Below are 22,018 nucleotides of genomic sequence, written 5' to 3'. Positions count from 1 at the left end.
GTTAAAAAGAAACTCAAAGCTAAAGTTACAGAGCGGAAAGAACTGAATGTGAAAAAAGAGAAAACCAGTATTTTGAATCCCATCCAGCATATAAAATTGAATCAGCAGCTTACCACTGTTACCGAAGAAATTGAAGAACTGAAATCAAGGAAAGAGCAGCTAATCTTCCAGGCAGAATGCTCTACCGATAAAGATATGACGAATCTATACAAAAAATATGACCAGATGAATAAAAATCTGGATATCCTGGATTCTCAGGACATCTCGCTCCAAAAACAGCTTGAAAAAGACGCCACCGCTTTCCGGGAAGAAAAATTTCGTCCTGAACCAAAACAGTATACAGAATTGCTGGACACCAGAATCCAGATACGTCCTGATTTCCGTGATAAGCTGATTGAACAGCTCAAAGGTACTTTCGGTAAATATTATGACTATCATCGTCGTGATATTGCAGCCAATGAGGTGGATTATCTCAATGTGGAGGATCCTGATGTTTTCTCCCATCGTGCATGGGAACTTAAATATCAGAGAGAACAGGAAATGCGGCGAAATCAGCCTGCTCGGACTAAGAAAAGGTCGTATGATATGGAATTATAACCGTCTTTGAATAGATAATATGTTCTTACAAATCTCTTGTTCAGAAATGAGTTTTTTCCAAAAAGCGTATAGATTTAAAACTTCCATACGCCTTTTTATATTCTACTCTTCAAATTGTCTAAAAGTTGACCAAAAATATATCACCGTTCATACGATGCAATAATTTCTTTGCTATCTGCTGTTTTATAATCAATTGTTCCCAAATTACCAATCAAATCAAATGTCATATCTGCATTAACCTGCAATTCATCTTCAAGTTTGACTGCAGACGGCTCATCTTTTAGAAAAACTGTTAATCCATAAGGCTCTGCTTCAGACTGTATCTCTATACTGTCATATGAGTATCCCTCAGGATACTCTTGACCGCTTACAATATTTATAACATTTGAAGAATCTCCTATATAATCTGTCTTATACTGCGATAGGTCAGGAATTTCGTATAGTTTTTCTTTTTTTCCGCACGCCGAAATCAGCATTATTGATACGGCAACCAACATAATTGCAAGTACTTTTTTCTTCATAGAAACACCTCCCGAAAGCTTTATTCAACACTTTTCGATTTGAGTAAAAGCCCAAGGGACTTTAATGTCCCTTATGCTTTTCTCTTTTCTGTCTCTGTTTCAGTTCAAACATTCGCTGTTCTTCAGCCTCTTTTTTCTTGCGGCTTTTCTCTTTGCGTTCCTGCTTGTTCTGTTCCTGCTGTAGTTTCAACGCCTGTTGCGATTTTGTGCCAATGCCTATTTCCAACATCTGCTTTTTTGCTTCTCGCTGCATCCGTTTCGGATTTCTTTTGATATCCTTTACAACAGTTTCAACAACCGGACTGAATTTCAAACTGAAATAGCACTTTTGAATATATTCCTGTACTTCATAATCTTTTGGTTCTGCACCAAATGTTACCTTTGCCACAGATAGTTTACCATCTTCGATGCGTTCAAATATACCCACCCAAAACGGCTCTTCAAAAAATACTGTCAGCTTTCCATTTACTTTGTCCATAAGAATCCCTCCTAAAATTGATTGAACAAAGAATGGACAACCCGGAGGGGCAGGTTACTTACCCTATTTACATAGGACGGCCGGGCTACCTACCGGCTCTGGCACATCAAAGATGTACGTTGCGTTTTTATCTTTGCTTTTATAATCAAGCCATATGGCAAGATTAACTTAATTCTGTAACTTCTAAGTTACGTTCCTCCAAAATATTCTTCTTACTTCATAAGATTCTATCTTCTGTTCAAATCATACCATATGATTAATGCATTTTCTATATACTTTCTTGATAACCAGCAAAAAGCTCCCGAAGGAGCTTTCCACGTTTTAAATGTACGCTAATTCGCTTAACACAATCTCTTCTGCATCATTCCTTATTTCCCATGAAGAATGTTGTAAATTAGTAATATCCACAACGATAGCAGGTAATTTAATTATTCGTATTTTTTCCCGATAATGTAAATCGAAACTACCATACCACCTAATATCATAATTAAGAAAATTTTATTTAAAATATCCCATAAAGCTATATTGAGACAATTGATTATTATAATACCTGCAAGAGGATATAGAACAACCGTTGCAAGTGTCCAAATTTTTAAAGTTGTACAGATGTACATCCAATTTCCATTGTTAAAGGATAAACCCACTAGATGTATTCTAAAAATTCCTTGTGAAACATAATTTATCTTGTTGGCATCATAATATGTTGGTAACATGTCTTTGGCAAAGAAACAAAACCATGCACCAAATAAAAGCATTAACCCTGTAACCAGCAATATATCACCTTTCATCTCTGCTATTGAATTCCCAGATGCAACTAACATAATAATTTCTGTAATAGATATTAAAAAACATAGCAAATATGCTAATATCCAGTTTTTTCTATGCTGATGAATAGAATTCCTAACAGCCATATCGAGAGAGCCTACTACCAATTCCTCGACTTCTTTTGTATCAATATTTTTCTGTGTATCTATTTTTTCTCCACGTAACAATTCTGTAACGGTAACATCTAATATATCAGCTATTGGTATGAGTAATACGACATTAGGCATACTAAGACCACGTTCCCATTTACTAACTGTTTTATCTGATACATATAATTTTTCAGCCAAATCCTTTTGAGTTAAATTCTTTTCCTTTCTTAATTCGGTTACAAATAAACCAAATTTTTCATTACTAATTTGATACATACATCCACCTCCTGCACACATATTATAATGGGAGTACGCATAAATCAATCGACCAGCAGTAGAATTGCAGAATATTAACACAAAATTCATCAAATAATCTCCCCATCATGATTATTTCTATAAAGTTATCTTCGAATATTTTTTAAGGCATACTATGGAATAATTAAATCGGCAACTTATGACTATGACGGAAAAAACCAGCCTTCCGGAACTTAGAAAAAGTCACCTGATATGGAATTGTAATTCGATTCTTCTTAGAACTCTTATAAACACAAAAGCTGAACAAATAGGATTTTTCTTCGTACCTGTTCAGCTCTTTGTTTACCTGTAAATCAATTCATTTAACACAATCTCTTCTGCCATATTACGAATACCATTTACTGCTCTGACCCATTCCATCTGGTCACAAGCTTTCAATTCTTCCGTAATGCCCTGCCGCTCTATCATCTGACACACCAGAATATCCATTCTCTCCTGTGCTTCATCGTCCACAGTATTCAGATGTTCTGTCAGTCTGTCTTCCAACATATACAGTGAATACATTGCCGGACGATGCTCTTTCAGATACGTTTTTCGCATCATTCCATATTTCCCATAATGCGGTTCTTCATCTGTACTAACAAGATTCGGATAGTAAATTCCGTCTGCGCCAAGTGTGTAGGTTCCACCCATTTTTTCAAATGTGCTTTTCATGTGTTATTCCTCCTTGAAATCAGCGATGTCCTTAGAGCATCGCAAAATATTTCAGGGCAGCCTTGATAGCATCTTCTTTCTCTTTCGGGCATTGCGGAACTCTTGCATTTTCTGATTTTGGAAGATTATAGTTTTCTCCCACTTCGATTCCACATTTGCGTTTTACCTGAGAAATATATAAACTTGAAACCTTCAAGCCAAATTCTTTCAGCACATAATCTTTGATTTCCTGATAGGTTGCTTTCAACTCAGCACTGGTTGCATCCAGCTCATCCAAGTCTAAGTCGATCTCTATCGTGTCATCTGGCTTTTGCGCGAGCAACGAGGCAAGCCGAGATGCTTGCATCTCGATTTGCCGACTGCCGCGTTCATCGAGACAAGTATTCTTGTCTCGATGTTGGGACAAAAGAACAACCGTCTCCACATGCACTGTTCCCGGAAACATATCCACACAGCAAATCCGTTCCACCACATATCCCTGTGCCTGTAAAACCTCCAGATCCCGCTGTAGGCTGGTCGGTTTACAGGAAATATAAATCATGCGATCCACACCATAACGGATGATTTTCTCCAGTGCTTTCGGATGAATTCCTTCCCGTGGAGGATCCAACACAATAAAATCCGGCTTTTCTTCGATGGAATCCAGAACTTTCAAGACATCACCGGCAATAAAATCACAGTTCTTCAGCTGATTTAACTGTGCATTTTCTTTCGCAGCTTCTACGGCTTCCTCCACGATTTCCACTCCGATCACATGTTTTGCCGCAGGCGACAGGATCTGTGCGATCGTTCCGGTTCCGCTGTACAGATCATATACCGTCTTCTCCGCTTTTTCATCCAGACTGTCTCCGATATATTCACGGGCAGTCTGATATAATACCTCTGCGCCCAGAGAGTTGGTCTGGAAAAAGGAAAACGGAGAGATTCGAAACTTTAACCCAAGCAATTCCTCATAGAAATAATCCTTGCCATATAAAATTTCTGTTCCTTCATTTTTCACTGCGTCTGCCACGCTATCATTTTTTGTATGCAAAATGCCGGCAATACTTCCATCCAGTTCCAGTGCCAGAAGCTGCTCTTTCCAGCCATCTAAAAGTGCTGTTTCATTCACACAGCTCTCCCCTGCACAAATTTCCTGTGTGGTCGTGATCAGATCGATCAAGATTTCCTCTGTCTTTACTGCTTTTCGCACCAGCAGATGACGCAGATATCCTTCATGGCGCATCCGATGGTAAAATGGAATATCCTGCGCTCTGAAATATGCTACCGTTGCACCCAGGATCTTGCGGTAGTCATCATCCACAATCCGACATTCATCCACAGTTACAATGTCATAGAAACTTCCCCGCTTGTGCATACCAAGTGCCAGCGGACCATCCTTTACTTCATCACCAAACGTATATTCCATTTTATTTCGGTAACCAAACTGCTGCGGACTTTTTCGGATTCCCTCAAAAATATCCTCCGCATTTGGCACCACTGCTTTCATCAGTTCCAGCACCTGTCCGGCCTTCAGTTTTAACTGTTCTTCATACGGCAGTGTCTGATAATTACATCCGCCGCAGACACCGTAATGCGGGCAGTTAGCTTCTGCGTTCTCCAGTTCTGACTTTTCCAGAATCTCCAGCAGACGTCCCTCTGCTTTTCCTTTTCGTTTTTTATTGATGACAAAAGAAACTTTCTGTCCCGGAATAGTATTTTTTACCGTTACTTCACTGTCCTCTACTTTTACAATTCCCTTATTCGGGAACTTGACTTTTTCTACAATGCCTTCACACATCTGTCCTTTTTTCAAATCTTTCTCCTCACAATGCTTTCTTTATTTTTCATACACAAACATCTCAACTCTGAAGTCAGGCAAAAAACGCCCACTCGCATTCTGTGAGTGGGCGTTCCAATACGGATCATCCTTGCATCAAATTACATTCCGCTGATGCAGATTAGTCTTCCTCTTCGTATTCATCATCCTCGTCATCAAAGAAGTCATCATCAAACTCATCTTCGAAGTCATCTTCAAAGTCATCCATATAATCAGGAGCAAAGAACTTATAAATATAATGTGCTGCTACGACTACCGCTGCAACTGCTCCAACAATGGCAAGAATCCAAAGTAATTTTGTCTTTCTTTCCTCATCAATTTTCTTGGAAAATAACTCTGTTAATTTTGCAACACTGATCAAATCATTGTTCATGTCATTCACTCCTTCTTAATACATTCCTTCTACTTCACATTTCACAATACAAAACGCTGGTAAAGCGGACATTCGCAATCCACTTTCGCTACATGAACACAGTCGCTCTGCGACCTGCGTTCACAATATTATTTTACAAATCTGAATTTTCTGCTCCGTATTGTTCATTGTTATAGGCGATTATATCATAACTTCTGAAGTTTTGCAAACGATGCAAACATTTTCTTTGTGCCAAAATCATCAAAATCCACAGTAACTTCGTAGTCTCTTCCACCGGAAACAATCTGCTTTACCAGACCTTCCCCAAACTTCACATGACGCACCCGGTCACCTTCCGCATACGTCAGTCTGCCAAGCTTTGTCCCACCACCAAACTGCTGTGTTTTTTTCTGTCCCAGGCTGAAAGATTTATAATAAGGCATACCCCCTGCCGGTGCAGAGGAACCGCCGCCGTATGGTTTCCTACTGAAATTCTGCTTTACATTCCCCAAATCTTTGATCGGTTCTTCTTTTCTTGGTCGTTCCTCCCGCACCATGCCGTTCAACAGGCTCTTCGGGATTTCTTTCACAAAACGGGAGACTTTGTGATACTGTGTCTCTCCCCTGGTCATACGCATCCGTGCGCTGGTCAGAGTCAGATGTTCTCTGGCTCTTGTAATTCCCACATAACACAGACGTCTCTCTTCTTCCACTTCGGTCGGGTCATCAGAAGTAATCGTCATATAACTTGGGAACAACCCGTCTTCCATACCTGCCAAATAAACATTCGGAAACTCCAGTCCCTTTGCGCTGTGCAATGTCATCAGCACCACATAATCACTGTCCTCTTCCAGATTATCAATATCTGCAATTAATGCCACTTCCTCAAGGAATCCGCTCAATGTCGGCTGTTCCACAGATTCCTCATAGGCCACGATCTTGCTGATCAGCTCATCGATATTTTCAATCCGGGCACGGGCTTCATCTGTACCTTCCGCATCCAGTTCTGCCACATAACCGGTATCTTCAATAATCTCATCCATGAGTTGTTCCACACTGATATAGGGCAGCTTGCTGCGCAGCATCTGAATAAAAGTCACAAAAGGACGAATCTTGGTCGCAGTAGCTTTGCTCAGCGTCGATATCTCTTCCGCCTGTCTCAGCGCGGCATAAAAACTCATTCCGTTCTCATCTGCATAGTCCTGTACTTTGGCTATGGTTGTTGCGCCGATTCCCCGTTTCGGTACATTGATGATCCGTTTCACTGCCAGATCATCCTGTGCATTGTCGATCGTTTTCAGATAACACAGTAAATCTTTAATTTCTTTTCTTGCATAGAAGTTTACACCACCCACGATTTTATACGGAATATTCTCTCGGACAAACCGCTCCTCTAACAAACGTGACTGTGCATTGGTCCGGTACAGTACGGCACTGTCTCCATAAAAAAATACCCCTTTGCGCACAAATGAATTGATGCTGTGGGCAATGTACTCTGCCTCATCGTATGCTGTATCAAAATCCTTACAGTCAATCTTGTCACCGGCATCCTGCTGCGTCCAGAGCGCCTTTGCTTTTCTGCCCACGTTATTTTTGATCACTGCATTGGCAGCATCCAGAATATTCTGTGTCGAACGGTAGTTTTCCTCCAGCTTAATGACTTTTGCATCCGGGAAATACTGCTCAAAATTGAGAATATTGTGGATATTGGCTCCACGGAATTTGTAGATCGACTGATCATCATCACCTACCACACAAAGGTTACGGTACTTGGCTGCCAGTAGCCGCACCAGTTCAAACTGCGCCGTATTTGTATCCTGATACTCATCTACCATGATATAGCGCAGACGCTCCTGATAAGAATCCAACACTTCCGGATCATTTTTAAACAATTCCACACATTTCATGATGAGATCGTCAAAATCAAGTGCATTGTTTTTTTTCAACGTCTGTTGATATTCCCGGTAAACCTGTGCCTGCTTCTGTTTTGCATAATCACCGGCTGCCCGCATGGTAAACTCCTCCGGAGAGATCAATTCATTTTTTGCAGAAGAAATCACATTCAGCAACGCACGCTCTTTCGTCTGCTTCGTATCAATCTGAAGCCGCTTGCACACGTCCTTCATCACCGTCTTCTGATCATCTGCATCATAAATCGTAAACCGGTTGTCATAGCCCAGACGGTCAATATACCGACGAAGAATCCGCACACAGCTGGAGTGAAAGGTAGATACCCAGATACTCTCCGAACCGAATCCCACCAGATTGTCGATACGTTCCCGCATCTCTGCTGCTGCTTTATTTGTAAAGGTAATTGCCATAATATGATATGGATTCACCCCTTTTTCCTCTATCAGATAAGCGGTTCTGTGCGTCAGAACCCTCGTCTTTCCGGAACCGGCTCCTGCCAGTACCAGCACCGGCCCTTCTGTCTGAAAAACCGCTTCCTGCTGCTGTGTATTCAGCAAATCATATCTGCCCATGCTTCCTCCATTTATTTCTATCTGTTTCATTTTCTGACTGCTGTCTTTTATCGAACATATTTTCTAACCTTGTGCTATCATAGCATAAGGTGCCTGATCCCGTCAACAACATTGGCTTGCCATTCGGTTTTCAATACTATATAATGTTACAGTTCACTCATCATATCTAGTAAATGCGAATGGCGCGTGTGAACAGTAACTATATAATATCCTTTAAACATTACAAAACATAAATCACGAATGACTGGAGGTAGTTCGCATGACAATCAATACAAACGATTTATTAAACAGCATACTGGACAGTCTGTCACGAATTGACCATGCAAAACTGGAAGCGCTTCCGGATATCAATCTATATATGGATCAGGTCATAACATTCATGGAAAAAGAACTGTATCCTACAAAACGGCATGAGGAAGATCCAATTCTGACCAAAACCATGGTCAACAATTATGTAAAAAATAATCTACTCCCGCCGCCAGAAAAGAAAAAATATTCCAAAGAGCATATTTTAACCCTGGTGTTTATCTACTATTTTAAAAGTGTCCTCAGTATCAGTGATATCCAGAATGTCCTGAATCCGCTGACCGACCGCTATTTCGGCAAAAAATCTTCCCCGACACTGGAGGAGATTTATGACGGTATCTTCTGCCTGGAATCCCATCAGGTAGAGCGTTTAAAAGAAATCATCCAGGAAGAATATATCATCAGCGAATCTGCTTTTGCAGATCTGGAAAATCTCAGCGAAAAAGATGCAGACTTTTTGCAGAAGTTCACTTTCATCTGCCTTCTGAATTTTGATGTCTATACAAAAAAGCTTCTGATTGAGAAAATCATCGACTCCATGAAAAAAACGGAGCCGCCCAAAAACACAAAAAGGAAACGCAGCTGATTCCCATATACGGGAATCCTTCTGTGCTTCCTTTTTTCTTTTACCGTTATCTTGATGTTGGGGTCAAAAGATGCCTTACGAATTGTTCCGTACTTCGTACTTCCACAATTCTACCCAATATTCGCATATCGTGAAGCTGACGCTCCACTTTTATGCTACTGCTCACCTTCCTGCCCTTTCATTCTGGCAAACACCATATCATAACCGTCATTGCCATAATTCAGGGAACGGTTGACACGGCTGATCGTCGCTGTGGATGCACCGGTCTTCTCCGCGATATCCAGATAAGTCTTCTGCTCCCGCAGCATATGTGCCACTTCAAAGCGCTGTGACAGTGATAAAATTTCATTGATGGTACAAACATCTTCAAAAAAGGTATAACACTCCTCTTTATCTTTCAGGCACAGGATAGCTTCAAACAGGTGATCCACGGCCTCTGTTCTGATTTTTTTGCTCATTTTATACTCCTTCTGTAACCAAATACCTATTACATCTGCTTTCCAGCATTTGCTTTTCTCTGTGCAAAATTTTAACATATTAAAGTTTTGAAGTAAAGAGGTGTTTTGGATTTTCTCTGCACTTCTATAATCATTGTTGTATTCAACATTTGTCGAAAATAATTATTCTGTGGTTCTCACAGTTTTCAACAAACAACGCTTTTCAATTCAACATTTTTCGTTTATCATATAAACATAAAATCAATTCAGAAAGGAAACACGACTATGACAAACAAAGAACTTGTATTGAAATTTTATGATGAAGTATTTAACAACTGGGATATCTCCAATTTAGACAATTATATGAAAGACAATTACATCCAGCACAATCCGACTGCTCCGAGCGGAAAAGAAGGCTTTGTAGAATTCACCAAATTTTTCTTCAGTCTGAAACCACATATGGATATCATTCATATCGGTGAGGATGGAGATATCGTATATGTATTCTTCAAATGCACACTGGAAAACGGTGCAATCAATAAAGTATGTGATATTTACCGTATCGAAGATGGTAAACTGGCTGAGCACTGGGATGTGGTAGAACATAATGTACAGGATATCGTGCCGGTACACAACAACGGACTGTTTTAAGGCACTATTAAACGCTTGCGTATCATCTGATTTTTTATAAAACAAAGCTGGAAACAAAATCCAGGACAAGACGATCGTCTGATTTTCGTCACCGGAGTGAACATCTCTCACCGCCGTGTCTGTCTGGATTTCATTTCCAGCTTATTCTTTATCTTAATGAAAGTCCGAGCAACCGCTGCACCAGCCGTACGGCATCGGCCGCATCTTTTGAATATCCATCGGCTCCGATTTCGTCTGCATAGCTCTGTGTGATAACCGCACCTCCGATGATAACTTTGGTTTTCAGCTGTTTTTCTTTTACCAGCTCCACTACATCTTTCATCCGCATCATTGTAGTTGTCATCAAAGCAGACAGTGCAATAATATCTGCCTTTTCATCGATGGCTGCCTGCACGATGTCTTCCTTCGGTACATCTTTACCCAGATCCACTACACGAAATCCATAATTTTTCAGCATAAGTGCCACCAGATTTTTTCCGATATCGTGAATATCTCCTTCTACGGTAGCAATCACAATGGTCACTTTCGGACCGGTCTCATCCCCGGAAGACAGCATTGGTTCCAGATACTCAATGGCTTTCTTCATGGTTTCCGCACTGGCAATCAGCTGTGGCAGGAAGTATTTCTGCTGTTCAAAGAGATCCCCCACTTCATTGATGGCAGGAATCAGCTCATCGCTGACAATCATACCAGGTTCCATGCCCTGTGCCAGACCGGCTTTTACTTCATCCAGAATGCTCTTCATGGAGCCGTTCAGCACCGCTTTGTAGATTGTGCTGTGAGATGCCGCAGCATTCATGGAGGCATCCTTGTTCTCACTGCATCTGTTTTTTTCTGCTGCCGCAGGTGTCTGTGTATTTCCGCCTGTGTTCTGTAGCGATGCCTTCGCTGATTTTACAGATTCAGTTTTTTTTTTGCATCAAACTCTGCCATGCGGTTGATGTAATTCAGATCCGCACCGGCTTTGTTTAACAGTAAATCACTGGCTGCTGCCAGGTTCATCATAATGTCACTGGACGGATTTGCAATGGCCATAGTCAGACCGCTCTGTAAAGCCATAGTAACAAATGCTGCATTGACAAAGGCACGGTTCGGTAATCCGAAAGAAATATTGGATAATCCACCGACAGTTGCCAGACCCAGCTCATTTTTACAGTAACAAATGGTTTCTAATGTCTCCAGCGCTGCATTTTTGTTTGCACCTACGGTGGCTACCAGTCCGTCCACCACAATATCCTCTTTGTGCATGCCAAGTTCTAATGCACGAGCGAGGATCGTATGTATAATTTCTTTCTTTTCGTTGATATCCTTCGGCAGTCCTGCATCGGACAGCGGAAGTAAAATAAACATCGCTCCATATTTTTTAGCAATTGGAAGCAGCTTTTCAAATTTTTCTTTTTCCAGTGAAATGGAATTGATCAGGGCACGTCCCGGATAACGGCGCAGAGCTGCCTCTATGATATCTACATGACTGGAGTCGAAGCAGAGTGGAAGGCTTGTGGTCATGGTCACTTCCTCGATGGCCTCCAGCATCATTTCCTTCTCATCAATACCATTCATTCCCATATTGATATCCAGAATATGTGCTCCCATCTCTTCCTGTTCTTCTGCCATGTCACAGACAATCTCCATGCTTCCCTGGCGCAGTGATTCCTGCAGTTCTTTCTTTCCGGTCGGATTAATGCGCTCACCGATTACAAGAAACGGACCGTTGATATCTATCTCCTGTATCTGGCGCTCCGAAGCCAAGACACGTTTGCGCTCCTGCATCACCGGAACCGGCTTCATATTCTTCGTTGCCGCAACCAGAGAGGCTATGTGCTCCGGTGTCGTTCCGCAACATCCGCCGAGCACTGCCGCACCGGCTTCCATCAACATCGGACCAAAAGATGCGAACTCTTCCGGTCCCATATCATAAACAGTCTCACCATCTACCATCTGCGGCAGGCCTGCATTCGGTTTTGCCAGAATCGGCACGTTTGCATACGGTTTCATCTGTCGTACCATATCTGCCATCCGCTCAGGACCGGTAGAACAGTTGATACCTACGACATCTGCTCCGAGGCTCTGCAGCACAACCATGCATCCTTCCGGTGTATTTCCATATAATGTCTTTCCTTTTTCATCAAAGGTCATGGATACCATGATCGGCAGGTCACAGGTCTCTTTGATCGCCAGAACAGCGGCTCTGGTCTCAGCAAGGCTCATCATAGTCTCTACCACAAAGAGGTCAACGCCTGCTTCATACAGGATTTTCGCCTGTTCTTTGTAAATATCAATAAGTTCTTCCAGTTCCAGATCGCCCATCGGCTCCAGGCTTTCACCGGTCATGGTCATATCACCACATACCAGTCCTTTCTCACCCGCTGCTTCCCGGCACAGCTGCACCAGTTTTGTATTGATCTCTACAATTTTATCTGCCAGTCCATACTCTTCCAGTTTGATACGGTTTCCGGAAAATGTCGGTGCGTATAAAATCTGCGTACCTGCTTCTATATAACGTTTCTGAAGATCCAGGATCACATCCGGATGATCCAGAATCCACTGTTCCGGGCACACACCTGTAGGCATACCGGCTTTTTGCAGATTGCTTCCTGTAGCTCCATCCAGATATACAGGTCCATTCTCTAATAATCTATACAGTTCTTCCTTTTTCATTCCAACTCTCCTATTGCGGTTTCCGCGCATGAATGATCCTGGTGATCAGAGATACACGGTTAAATGGTGTCATAAAATAAAATCCATCGGCTACCTCTTCCAGCTTTTCCATGATGGAAAGAGAAATACGGACTGCAACATCCTCTGCCTCTGCCCGGCTCATATCCGGCCGATATTGTGCCACGATCTCATCCGGCACCTGAATGCCCGGCATTTCGTTCTTGATAAACATCGCATTGCGATAGCTGACTAACGGCATAATACCACATAAAATCTTTGTGTTCAACTCCTGTTTCATTCTGCCCAGTTTTTCTACTTCCTCATCAGAATAGATCGGCTGGGTCATAAACCAGGAAAGTCCTGCATCGATTTTCTTCTGCATCCGCTTCATGACCTGATCTTCATTTGCCTGATTCTGATTCAGAGCACCACCATAAGAAAATGCATCCTGCAGGAAAATCTCCTGATTCAGTTCTTTTACATATTCCATAAAACGAATCGAATTAAAATCAAACACGCTCTTTGTGTTGTCCCGTTCACCGGAAGGCACGGGATCACCGGTGACGATCATCAGATTCCGGATTCCATTGATATGTGCACCCAATAATGTGGAGTGCATACTGATACGGTTTCTGTCACGGCAGGCGATATGCGGCATCACCGGAATATCCACCATAGCACTGACTTTTGCAGCCAGCAGTACAGAATCTGCGCGGGCTCTCGCCAGTGGTGAATCTGCGATGGTAATGATATCTACACCGCTTTGTTTCAACTGAAATGCACCTTCCATCAACTTTTGAGCATCCTGGTTAAAAGGAGGATCCAGTTCTACGGCAATCACTTTTTCTCCCCGCTGCAATTTCGCCATGAATGGATTGTTACGGGTCTGGGAAACAGCATCTTCCCCGCCTTTTTCCACTACCGGAAGCTTTTCATATGGTGCTTTTCCTGCCAGTTTCTCACACAGCATCCGGATATGCTTTGGTGTGGTTCCGCAGCATCCGCCAATGATATTTACACCCAATTCTACCATCTGTTCCATTTTATCAGCAAAATAGTGTACACCATCTGCATGGCCTGCCTGTCCACGGACAATCTGCTGATATCCACTGTTTGGTAATACCTGGATAAACTTGTCCCCGGCAAGGTTCTGTGCTTTGATCAGCTTGTACATGTGGGCTGCCCCCAGCAGACAGTTGCATCCGTAGCTGTCGATTTCCGGTGTCTGCGCCGCCTCGGCAAACAGTCGGCTGATGCTGATTCCCTGCGTAGTATAACCGTTACGATTTGCTGCAAAAGAAACCATCACAAACGCTTCCGGGCATTTTTCTTTGATATATCGGGCTGTTTTTGCCACATATTTAATATCTGAAAATGTCTCAAAGTTAAAAATCTGTGCACCGCACTCCAGAAAACAATCTGCCAGAAAACGATATTCCGCTGCCGGATCTGTCTCATATTCACTAAACAAATTTTCCGCCGCCGGTCCGATATCTGCTGCGACAAAAATTTCCTCCGGACGGTTTTCTGCTGCTTTCTGCGCCAGTTTCCACGCCGCGCGGATCACATGTTTTACATAAGCATCCTGTTCCCTGCGGTCACGGACACCTCTACCCAGTGCCATAGCATGATTTGCCGCAAAGGTATTCGTACGGATCAGTCTGGCTCCTTGTTCCAGATATTCTTCATGGATCCGGGTGATCAGTTCCGGCTCCAGCAGATTCGCTTCCTCCGCAATCCGGCCATTTTCTGATTTTTTTCTGTCATAATAGGTACCCATGGCACCATCTGTAATCAAAATATGTTCTTTTAAATACTCTCTTATCATTTTGTTTCTACTCCATCACTTTTTCCACAAAGAGGTTTGTCCTCTGCTGTCCATCAGTCTTTCTTTTTCTCCGGAACCTATTCCTGATACAGTTTCTTCTTCAGACGTTTTTCTATCAGTTTCAGAATACCGTTGACCCCCAAAACCATGACTACGGACAAAAACGTTCCCCAGACAATCTTTACCACATTCTGGGTGCGCATCCCGTCAAATAGGATTGTACCAAGACCACCTGCGCCTACCGTAGAAGCAATTGTCGCAATCCCGATTGTAGATATAATAGAAATGTGAACGCCTGCGATCATCGTATCCAGTGCCAGCGGAAGCCGCACCTTCCGGAAAATCTGCCCTTTTGTCATCCCCATACCGGCTGCTGCCTCCAGAACCCCTGCATCAACAGAGGTAAACCCATCGGTAAAACTCTGGATCAGAATAAACTGATTATAAATCACCAGCACCAGCACTGCTGTCTGCATGCCAAGCCCCGTCACCGGAAGCAGCAGTGCAAACAGTGCAAGGCTTGGAATTGCATAGATCATACTGAATACCCGCGTGATCCATGCCGTGATCCGCTTATGTTCCATTACAAGCATGGCGATCATAAATGCCAGCGCAATAGAGATTACAAGGGTAAGACCCACAATTTCAAAATGCTCCAGAACTGCCTGTATTAACTTGTCATAATGTCTCGTTGTATATGTGATAAAACGTGTCATCTGAAAAAATTTAATCCTTCCTGTACCGACTGCAGCAAGGATGCCACATACGCATTTGCCGGATACTCCAGAATATTTTTTGCTGTGTCAAACTGCTGAATTTTCCCCTGATTCATGATCATGATCCGGGTGCCAAGCTTCAACGCCTCCGTCACATCATGAGTGACGAACATACAGGTCAGACCTGCACGTTTATGGATTTTCATCAATTCGTCCTGCAGCTTGGTTCGATTGATCGCATCAATGGCACCAAATGGCTCATCCAACAGCATAAGCGACGGCTTTGCAGCCAGTGCCCTGGCCAGCCCCACACGCTGCTGCTGTCCACCGGAAAGCTGGGACGGATACCGGCCGCGATACTGCTTGGGATCCAGATTTACCAGTTCCAGCAGTTCCGTTACCCGGTCATGTATCTGTGCAGAATCCCAACCGAGGATTTCCGGTACCACTGCAATATTTTTTTCTACGGTCATATGTGGGAACAAACCGACCTGCTGAATAACATAGCCAATCTTTCTGCGCAGTGCCACCGCATCCGTCTGCCCTATATTTTCTCCGAATATTCGAATTTCTCCGGATGTAGGCTCATAGAGGCGGTTCACCATCTTCATCAATGTGGTTTTCCCACAGCCGGATGTCCCCAGTATGGTGATCATTTCCTGCTCCTGAATCTGAAAACTCACATGATCCACTGCCGGCTCCACTGCACCCGGAAACTGTTTTACCACATCCAGAAATTCTACTGCAATGCTCATCCTTCTTTTCCTCCTGCACTTCTTTCCCAACAGATTTTTCTTTCAAGTCGAACGCACGTGAGACTTGGTGCGTGATTCTGGTCAGCGTAAGCTGACATATTCTTCTGCTTGATTATTTCCTTTTGCGATTTCTACTTCAGCGTCGCGTAGAAATCTGCTGCCACATCTTCATACTCTTCTTTATCGATATCCACCTGTGCATTCAGCTTTGTCATAGTCTCCGTATCAATTGCTGCACTGATCTTATTAATGATCTCAGCCACATCCGGATGTGCATCGATCAGTTCCTGGCGGACAACCGGTATAATGTTGTACGGAGGCCAGAAATGTTTGTCATCATCCAGCAGAACAAACTCATCGCTGCTCAACTGTGCATCTGTGGTGTAAGCCGGTACACAGTCCACTTCATCATTTGCCATTGCCTGATATTTCAGTGAATTGTCAAAGGTGTTTTTGGATTTAAACTTGAACGTACCATAAGTCTGTTCCAGTCCCGGAAGTCCATCTTCACGTTCAAAGGTATCCGATGTGCCGCCAAAACGAATTTTATCTGCATTTGCCTGAAGATCCGAAATGCTCTTGATTCCATATTTCTCAGCCACATCCGCACGCATGCTCAGACCATTTCCGTTACTTGCCTCACACATATCCAACACATCCAGATTGAATTTTTCTGCATACATTTCTTTTACTTTGTCATAAGTGATCTGTGGATCTGTCTCCATCGGCTGATCCAGAATCGTCAGTAATGAAGTACCGGTGTACTCCGGATACATATCAATCTGACCGTCACACACTGCCTGATGGATCAGGTTGTCGGATACTTCAAATTCACGTTCCACTTTATATCCGGCATCTTCCAGGGCAAGTGCATATAACTCACCCAGGATCTTACTCTCTGAAAAACTTTTTGCTCCGATTTTAATCGTAGTATCTGCACTTGTACTACTGCTTTTTTCGGTAGCTGCACTTCCATCTGCCTTCGGTTCTGCTGCTCCGTTACTTCCACATGCCGCAAGTGCTGCGACTGATACAACTGCAAGTATTACTGCCAATACTTTTTTCTTCATTTCTTTTTTCCTCCTGTAATGCTCTCAACTTTCTATCAATATCAGACTTCCTTTATTTGCTTTTTAAAGTGCCCGACTTATTTTTTTCTCAACTGCCCCAAGTGCCATGCTGCACAGCATAGTAATGACAGCCACTGTTCCTCCACCGATCACCAGATACTCGGTTTTCAGCAGATTGATTCCGTTGAAAATCAGAATTCCCAGCCCTCCGGCGCCAATATAAGCCGCCAATGTAGCACTTGCGATAACCTCTGACATCGCCATACGGATGCCACTGATAATACCAGGCATCGCCAGCGGCACTTCCACCTGCCGGAATTTTCTCTTTTTATCCATGCCCATGGCATCTGCCACTTCCAGCAGAAAATCTGGAACCTGTGAAAATGCCAGCGTTGTCTGTATCAGAATTGGTGGGATTGCCAGAATCACCAATGCTGCCAGTGCCGGTTTCACCCCCACTCCCATGATCGGAATCAGAATAACAAGCACTGCCAGACTCGGAATAATACGCAAGACACTGAATCCTGTAGTCAGAATCTTCTTTATCCTCGGAGCACGCAGGCTCAGAATGCCGCATGGAATACCTACCGCAGCTGCGATTCCCACTGCCAGAAGACTCAGATACAGATGTTGCCAGATCATATGCACATATTCCTGTCCATGTGTCTGAAAATATTCCACATATGCCTGCATGTCACACCCTCCGTTTCATAAATAAGTAAATCTTATTATATTAAGCTTTCCTATCTTAGCAAAAAAATAATCATCCTGCAAGATAGCATTAACCAACTGCTGCATATCATACTATATTTTCTAGTAAAATGCTAGGTTGTAAAGCTGATATTCGCAATCCGCTTTTGCTATTTACTCATGAACGCAAAATAAAAGAAGACAGTAGCGGCATTTCTACAACTACTGTCTTCTTTTATTTCATTTCTGCCAGAGAGAAACAAAAAACTTACGATTAACGCGTTTCTTATTTTTTCTTTTTAGAAAATCTTGTCTTAAATACATACCACAGTGCACCTGTGATGCATACAGAAGAATATCCACCGCAGATAACACCTACCATCAGAGGTCCTGCAAATTCACGGATGGAAGATACACCGAGAATAAACAGCACAAATACCATGATAAATGTTGTCAGGGAAGTATTGATGCTTCGTGACAGTGTCTGTGTGATACTCTTATTTACTACTTCTTTCAGATCAGTATCTCTGCGTCCGCTCTCCAGTGCCAGATTCTCACGGATACGGTCAAAGATAACGATCGTCGCATTGATAGAGTAACCAACCAGCGTCAGCATGCAGGCAATAAATGTGCTGCCCACAGAGGTCTGAGATAATGCATAAAATGCTAAAACAACAAGTACATCATGTACCAGTGCAATAACCGCACTGCTTGCAAAACGGATATCTTTGAACCGGAACCAGATGTAGATCAGCATACAGATCGTCGCAATAATCACAGCTACGATAGCATCACTTCTCATCTCACTACTGATCGTGGAGCTGATGTTTGTAGATGTGATATCGTTCTCCTGAACACCGAAGTTGTCTTCCATTGCAGTTGCCAGTTTTTCACGCTCATTCAGATTCAGTGTTCTGGTCTTGATAATGATGGAATTGCTGTCTGCAACTTTCTGTGTCTGAACATTTGCATCACCGGTTACTTCTTCTATATAAGGTACGATCTGCTCATCGATCTCCTCGATCGTGTAATCTTTATCAAATGCAACAGTTGTTGCTGTACCGCCCTTAAACTCCATACTGAAATTCAGTGGCTGTCCGTTGCCTGCTTTGTGAGCACCCATGCCTACAAATCCGGCTACGATCACTGCCAGAGAAATACCAAAGAACAATCCTCGTTTTCCAAGGAAGTTGATGCTCTTGCGCTCTTTCTTCTCACCGTAGAATTTTTTATCCTGGAAGCCAAGTCCATACAGTGCTTTTACCAGCCATCTGGAGATTACCAGTGCGGTAAACATGGAGAATACGATACCGATTGCCAGTGTGGCAGCAAATCCTTTTACAGTACCGGATCCACGCAGACCAAGTACAGCTGCTGCAATCAATGTAGTAATGTTTCCGTCAAAGATTGCGGAAAATGCTTTCTTAAATCCAATGTCAATTGACTGTGCTACGGAATGTCCTGCTGCAATCTCCTCACGGATACGTGCAAAGATAATAACATTTGCATCCACTGCCATACCTATGGACAGGATAATACCAGCGATACCCGGCAGGGTCAGTGTAATGTGATACAGATGTAAAATTGCAAGCACGATACCAGTGTAGATCAGCAGCGCGATTGATGCCGCAAGTCCCGGGATACGGTATGCGATCAACATAAACGCAATGATGATCAGCAGACCGATAATTGCTGCGATAATACTTGTCTTAATAGCCTGGGAACCAAGTTTTGCCCCTACAACTTCAGACTGTAACTCTTCGAGTTCCAGTTTCAGCGCACCACTTCGGATCTGGGAAGCAAGTGCTTCTGCATCCTCGTAGCTCTTCATACCGCTGATGACAGCCTCGCCGTTTGTGATCTGGTTCTGTACCGTCGGATAACTGATACACTCCCCATCATAGTAAATCGGAAGTACCTTATTCAGATATTCGCCTGTTTTTTCAGAAAAAATCTTAGCACCTTCACTGGTCAGTTTTAACTGAACCACATATTTACTGGAAGATGTTTTGCTTGTGTCTGTAGCAGCCTGTGCATCAGCCACCATCTCACCGGTCATGAATGTCTCGCCCTCTGTGGTCTTAAATTCCAAAGTACCCGGTGTTCCAAGTTCTTCCAAAATTGAATTTGCATCAGATACACCCGGAATTTCCACGGAAATTCGGTTATCACCTACCTGATAAACCTCTGCCTCTGTACTGTAAGTCTCTACACGTTTCTGCAGTTTGTATACAGTATCTTTCATATCCTCAGCAGACGGTGTCTCGTCACCTTTTACCTGATATGTAATGCTGACACCACCGGCAAGGTCAAGTCCTAGCTTGATTCCTTTCTCATTGTCCTTTGCTGCGGTACCCTTTACAATACCATAAGAATAGTAGCCAAGCAGTAACATCGCAATGATCATTACCAGAAAGACTACGACTCCTTTCTTTTTTTTCATCCTTCTACCTCCATTTCAGCTTCCGCCGCTTTTATCATGATTGCACACTCAATCCGCTTTTTCTGCAATTCACAGCCAATATCATATGCATCATTAATATTTCCATGGAAATGATAGGAGTTTGCTGCACATCCGCCGCTACAGTAGAATCTTGCAAAACAGTTTCTGCATTTTTCTTTTGCATAAACATTACAGCATTTGAATTCATCCCGGATATCCGTACGTTTTACGCCATCCCAGACATTTCCCATCAGGAACTCTTCATTTCCAACAAACTGATGGCACGGATAGAAATCACCCCACGGTGTAACAGCCAGATACTCAGTACCTGATCCACAGCCGGATAATCTCTTTGCAACACACGGGCCACCCTCTAAATCTATCATAAAATGAAAGAAATTGAAATCCTTTCCGGATTTTTTTCTTTCTACCATTTCAGCGGCAAGCTTGTCATACTCTGCAAAGAGCTTTGGCAGATCTTCTTCCCGGAGTGCGTACTCCTCAGAATCTTCTGCAACTACCGGCTCCACAGAAATCTGTTTGAAGCCCAGATCAGCCAGATGAAGAACATCATCTGCAAAATCCAGATTGTAATGCGTAAATGTACCGCGGACATAATACTTGTCCTGATTACGGCTCTCTGCAAACTGCTGGAATTTCGGCACGATCAGATCATAGCTTCCTTTTCCGTTGCGGAATGGTCTCATATGATCGTGGATTTCTTTTCTTCCATCAATACTGAGTACAACATTCCCCATCTCTTTGTTTGCAAATTCCATTACTTCATCATTCAGTAATACACCGTTTGTTGTCAGCGTGAAACGGAAGTTTTTGTCATGCAGCTTTTCCTGCTCTCTTCCATATTTTACCAGATCTTTGACAACCTGCCAGTTCATCAGAGGCTCACCACCAAAGAAATCCACTTCCAGATTGCGGCGGCTTCCAGAGTTTGCGATCAGAAAATCCAATGCTTTCTTTCCAACCTCATAACTCATCAGCTCTCTGTGCCCATGATATTCGCCTTCTTCTGCAAAGCAGTAGCGACAGGCAAGGTTGCAGTCATGTGCAATGTGCAGGCACAAAGCTTTGACTACAGTCGGACGTTTCTTGAAGTCCATAATATAATTCTCGTATTCATCTTTTGTAAACAGTTCTCCGTCTTTTACCAGGGAAGCTACTTCTTCACAGGCTTCTTTCACCTCAGCTTCGCTGTATGTTCCGGACAGTTCTGCTACAATCTCCTCCGGTGTATGATCTTCGTACAAAGCGATCACATCATAGGAAACATCATCTACTACATGGATCGCACCACTGTTTACATCAAGAACAATGTTATAACCATTATTTTTATACTGGTGAACCAAATGCAGTTCCTCTCTTTCTATTTCTATATTAAAAATCAGCGTAAAAAGCTGCTGTTTTCATTTTCCTCTAAACGTGCAAATGACCGCATGCCTTAGGCATACGGCCTTTTGTAATAGTAATTGCTGTTTTGTTCTTCTTATTTGTGCTCGCAGCTCTGGTTTCCTACTGTACAGGAAGTTTTGCAAGCAGACTGGCAGGATGTCTGGCACTCACCACATCCGCCTTTTTTTACTGTGTTCTGTAATCTTTTTGTATTTAATGTTTTTACGTGTTTCATCTTCCGAAATCTCCTTTCTTCTTACATATGTCAGAAGTATATCATATTTTCCACTATAAAGAAAGTATTTTTTTGTAAAGCGGACATTCGCAATCCGCTTTCG

Annotated in this window: 21 protein-coding genes; 3 read left to right on the top strand and 18 right to left on the bottom strand. The window is 42.8% G+C overall.

What is annotated here, in order from left to right; all coding sequences use genetic code 11:
- Positions 1-597: hypothetical protein (locus tag HMPREF0373_RS00740; RefSeq protein ID WP_021737615.1), on the top strand; the 597-nt coding region annotated here is incomplete at its 5' end.
- 140 nt (positions 598-737) lie between these two features.
- On the opposite strand, the gene HMPREF0373_RS00735 is transcribed toward HMPREF0373_RS00740, so the two are convergent.
- From HMPREF0373_RS00735 to pcrA, 7 genes are all read right to left on the bottom strand, one after another.
- Positions 738-1,118, bottom strand: a complete 381-nt coding sequence (locus HMPREF0373_RS00735; protein WP_021737614.1) for a DUF4825 domain-containing protein — start codon at positions 1,116-1,118, stop codon at positions 738-740.
- A 61-nt stretch (positions 1,119-1,179) separates the two neighbouring features.
- Positions 1,180-1,596 carry a YjdF family protein gene (locus HMPREF0373_RS00730; protein WP_021737613.1) on the bottom strand — a complete coding sequence of 139 codons (417 nt, stop codon included), beginning with the start codon at positions 1,594-1,596 and terminating at the stop codon, positions 1,180-1,182.
- 428 nt (positions 1,597-2,024) lie between these two features.
- Complete coding sequence (locus HMPREF0373_RS00725) at positions 2,025-2,786, bottom strand: helix-turn-helix domain-containing protein (RefSeq protein WP_015530848.1); 762 nt, start codon at positions 2,784-2,786, stop codon at positions 2,025-2,027.
- A 321-nt stretch (positions 2,787-3,107) separates the two neighbouring features.
- Positions 3,108-3,479 (bottom strand): TnpV protein, encoded by a 372-nt coding sequence (locus tag HMPREF0373_RS00720; protein WP_021737611.1) that lies wholly within the window; start codon positions 3,477-3,479, stop codon positions 3,108-3,110.
- A 31-nt stretch (positions 3,480-3,510) separates the two neighbouring features.
- A complete protein-coding gene (gene rlmD / locus HMPREF0373_RS00715) occupies positions 3,511-5,274 on the bottom strand; it encodes a 23S rRNA (uracil(1939)-C(5))-methyltransferase RlmD (RefSeq protein ID WP_044962508.1) in 1,764 nt (587 codons plus the stop codon).
- A 145-nt stretch (positions 5,275-5,419) separates the two neighbouring features.
- Positions 5,420-5,671 carry a hypothetical protein gene (locus tag HMPREF0373_RS00710; protein ID WP_021737609.1) on the bottom strand — a complete coding sequence of 84 codons (252 nt, stop codon included), beginning with the start codon at positions 5,669-5,671 and terminating at the stop codon, positions 5,420-5,422.
- Positions 5,672-5,856: 185 nt separating this feature from the next.
- Positions 5,857-8,133, bottom strand: coding sequence for a DNA helicase PcrA (gene pcrA, locus HMPREF0373_RS00705; RefSeq protein WP_044962506.1), 2,277 nt, complete (start codon positions 8,131-8,133; stop codon positions 5,857-5,859).
- Positions 8,134-8,392: 259 nt separating this feature from the next.
- On the opposite strand from pcrA, the gene HMPREF0373_RS00700 reads away from it, so the two are divergent.
- Complete coding sequence (locus tag HMPREF0373_RS00700) at positions 8,393-9,025, top strand: DUF1836 domain-containing protein (RefSeq protein ID WP_021737607.1); 633 nt, start codon at positions 8,393-8,395, stop codon at positions 9,023-9,025.
- A gap of 155 nt (positions 9,026-9,180) precedes the next feature.
- Here the strand turns inward: HMPREF0373_RS00700 and HMPREF0373_RS00695 are convergent, their stop codons facing one another.
- Positions 9,181-9,483 carry a YerC/YecD family TrpR-related protein gene (locus HMPREF0373_RS00695; RefSeq protein WP_022035868.1) on the bottom strand — a complete coding sequence of 101 codons (303 nt, stop codon included), beginning with the start codon at positions 9,481-9,483 and terminating at the stop codon, positions 9,181-9,183.
- A 264-nt stretch (positions 9,484-9,747) separates the two neighbouring features.
- On the opposite strand from HMPREF0373_RS00695, the gene HMPREF0373_RS00690 reads away from it, so the two are divergent.
- Positions 9,748-10,113: a nuclear transport factor 2 family protein gene (locus HMPREF0373_RS00690; RefSeq protein WP_021737605.1), complete on the top strand. Its 366-nt coding sequence runs from the start codon at positions 9,748-9,750 to the stop codon at positions 10,111-10,113.
- Between the two features lie 148 nt (positions 10,114-10,261).
- Here the strand turns inward: HMPREF0373_RS00690 and HMPREF0373_RS17570 are convergent, their stop codons facing one another.
- The 10 genes from HMPREF0373_RS17570 to scfA all read right to left on the bottom strand — a co-directional run bounded on the left by HMPREF0373_RS17570 (position 10,262) and on the right by scfA (position 21,915).
- Positions 10,262-10,912 carry a cobalamin-dependent protein gene (locus HMPREF0373_RS17570; RefSeq protein WP_021737604.1) on the bottom strand — a complete coding sequence of 217 codons (651 nt, stop codon included), beginning with the start codon at positions 10,910-10,912 and terminating at the stop codon, positions 10,262-10,264.
- 95 nt (positions 10,913-11,007) lie between these two features.
- Positions 11,008-12,771, bottom strand: a complete 1,764-nt coding sequence (locus tag HMPREF0373_RS00685; protein ID WP_021737603.1) for a homocysteine S-methyltransferase family protein — start codon at positions 12,769-12,771, stop codon at positions 11,008-11,010.
- Positions 12,772-12,781: 10 nt separating this feature from the next.
- A complete protein-coding gene (locus tag HMPREF0373_RS00680; RefSeq protein WP_021737602.1) occupies positions 12,782-14,599 on the bottom strand; it encodes a bifunctional homocysteine S-methyltransferase/methylenetetrahydrofolate reductase in 1,818 nt (605 codons plus the stop codon).
- Between the two features lie 77 nt (positions 14,600-14,676).
- Positions 14,677-15,315 carry an ABC transporter permease gene (locus HMPREF0373_RS00675; protein ID WP_021737601.1) on the bottom strand — a complete coding sequence of 213 codons (639 nt, stop codon included), beginning with the start codon at positions 15,313-15,315 and terminating at the stop codon, positions 14,677-14,679.
- Entirely contained in the window at positions 15,312-16,070 is a 759-nt protein-coding gene (locus tag HMPREF0373_RS00670; RefSeq protein ID WP_021737600.1) for an ABC transporter ATP-binding protein, read from the bottom strand. The genes HMPREF0373_RS00675 and HMPREF0373_RS00670 overlap by 4 nt, the downstream gene beginning before the upstream one ends.
- A gap of 131 nt (positions 16,071-16,201) precedes the next feature.
- A complete protein-coding gene (locus HMPREF0373_RS00665; RefSeq protein WP_021737599.1) occupies positions 16,202-17,140 on the bottom strand; it encodes a glycine betaine ABC transporter substrate-binding protein in 939 nt (312 codons plus the stop codon).
- 63 nt (positions 17,141-17,203) lie between these two features.
- A complete protein-coding gene (locus HMPREF0373_RS00660; protein ID WP_021737598.1) occupies positions 17,204-17,833 on the bottom strand; it encodes an ABC transporter permease in 630 nt (209 codons plus the stop codon).
- A gap of 283 nt (positions 17,834-18,116) precedes the next feature.
- Positions 18,117-20,273, bottom strand: coding sequence for a protein translocase subunit SecDF (locus HMPREF0373_RS00655; RefSeq protein WP_021737597.1), 2,157 nt, complete (start codon positions 20,271-20,273; stop codon positions 18,117-18,119).
- Complete coding sequence (gene scfB / locus HMPREF0373_RS00650) at positions 20,270-21,637, bottom strand: thioether cross-link-forming SCIFF peptide maturase (RefSeq protein ID WP_021737596.1); 1,368 nt, start codon at positions 21,635-21,637, stop codon at positions 20,270-20,272. Before scfB ends, HMPREF0373_RS00655 begins: the two co-directional genes overlap by 4 nt.
- A 137-nt stretch (positions 21,638-21,774) precedes the next feature.
- Entirely contained in the window at positions 21,775-21,915 is a 141-nt protein-coding gene (gene scfA / locus HMPREF0373_RS00645) for a six-cysteine ranthipeptide SCIFF (RefSeq protein WP_021737595.1), read from the bottom strand.
- Positions 21,916-22,018: the final 103 nt, after the last annotated feature.

The sequence above is a fragment of the Eubacterium ramulus ATCC 29099 genome, assembly GCF_000469345.1.
GTDB lineage: Bacteria > Bacillota > Clostridia > Lachnospirales > Lachnospiraceae > Eubacterium_I > Eubacterium_I ramulus.
This window is presented reverse-complemented; position numbering and strand designations above follow the sequence as displayed.

What these genes read in the sequence shown, in the direction of transcription:
- HMPREF0373_RS00735 (WP_021737614.1), bottom strand. Translation starts at nt 1,118, where the DNA reads ATGAAGAAAAAAGTACTTGCAATTATGTTGGTTGCCGTATCAATAATG.
- HMPREF0373_RS00730 (WP_021737613.1), bottom strand. Translation starts at nt 1,596, where the DNA reads ATGGACAAAGTAAATGGAAAGCTGACAGTATTTTTTGAAGAGCCGTTT.
- HMPREF0373_RS00725 (WP_015530848.1), bottom strand. Translation starts at nt 2,786, where the DNA reads ATGTATCAAATTAGTAATGAAAAATTTGGTTTATTTGTAACCGAATTA.
- HMPREF0373_RS00720 (WP_021737611.1), bottom strand. Translation starts at nt 3,479, where the DNA reads ATGAAAAGCACATTTGAAAAAATGGGTGGAACCTACACACTTGGCGCA.
- HMPREF0373_RS00710 (WP_021737609.1), bottom strand. Translation starts at nt 5,671, where the DNA reads ATGAACAATGATTTGATCAGTGTTGCAAAATTAACAGAGTTATTTTCC.
- pcrA (WP_044962506.1), bottom strand. Translation starts at nt 8,133, where the DNA reads ATGGGCAGATATGATTTGCTGAATACACAGCAGCAGGAAGCGGTTTTT.
- HMPREF0373_RS00700 (WP_021737607.1), top strand. Translation starts at nt 8,393, where the DNA reads ATGACAATCAATACAAACGATTTATTAAACAGCATACTGGACAGTCTG.
- HMPREF0373_RS00695 (WP_022035868.1), bottom strand. Translation starts at nt 9,483, where the DNA reads ATGAGCAAAAAAATCAGAACAGAGGCCGTGGATCACCTGTTTGAAGCT.
- HMPREF0373_RS00690 (WP_021737605.1), top strand. Translation starts at nt 9,748, where the DNA reads ATGACAAACAAAGAACTTGTATTGAAATTTTATGATGAAGTATTTAAC.
- HMPREF0373_RS17570 (WP_021737604.1), bottom strand. Translation starts at nt 10,912, where the DNA reads ATGAATGCTGCGGCATCTCACAGCACAATCTACAAAGCGGTGCTGAAC.
- HMPREF0373_RS00685 (WP_021737603.1), bottom strand. Translation starts at nt 12,771, where the DNA reads ATGAAAAAGGAAGAACTGTATAGATTATTAGAGAATGGACCTGTATAT.
- HMPREF0373_RS00680 (WP_021737602.1), bottom strand. Translation starts at nt 14,599, where the DNA reads ATGATAAGAGAGTATTTAAAAGAACATATTTTGATTACAGATGGTGCC.
- HMPREF0373_RS00675 (WP_021737601.1), bottom strand. Translation starts at nt 15,315, where the DNA reads ATGACACGTTTTATCACATATACAACGAGACATTATGACAAGTTAATA.
- HMPREF0373_RS00670 (WP_021737600.1), bottom strand. Translation starts at nt 16,070, where the DNA reads ATGAGCATTGCAGTAGAATTTCTGGATGTGGTAAAACAGTTTCCGGGT.
- HMPREF0373_RS00665 (WP_021737599.1), bottom strand. Translation starts at nt 17,140, where the DNA reads ATGAAGAAAAAAGTATTGGCAGTAATACTTGCAGTTGTATCAGTCGCA.
- HMPREF0373_RS00660 (WP_021737598.1), bottom strand. Translation starts at nt 17,833, where the DNA reads ATGCAGGCATATGTGGAATATTTTCAGACACATGGACAGGAATATGTG.
- HMPREF0373_RS00655 (WP_021737597.1), bottom strand. Translation starts at nt 20,273, where the DNA reads ATGAAAAAAAAGAAAGGAGTCGTAGTCTTTCTGGTAATGATCATTGCG.
- scfA (WP_021737595.1), bottom strand. Translation starts at nt 21,915, where the DNA reads ATGAAACACGTAAAAACATTAAATACAAAAAGATTACAGAACACAGTA.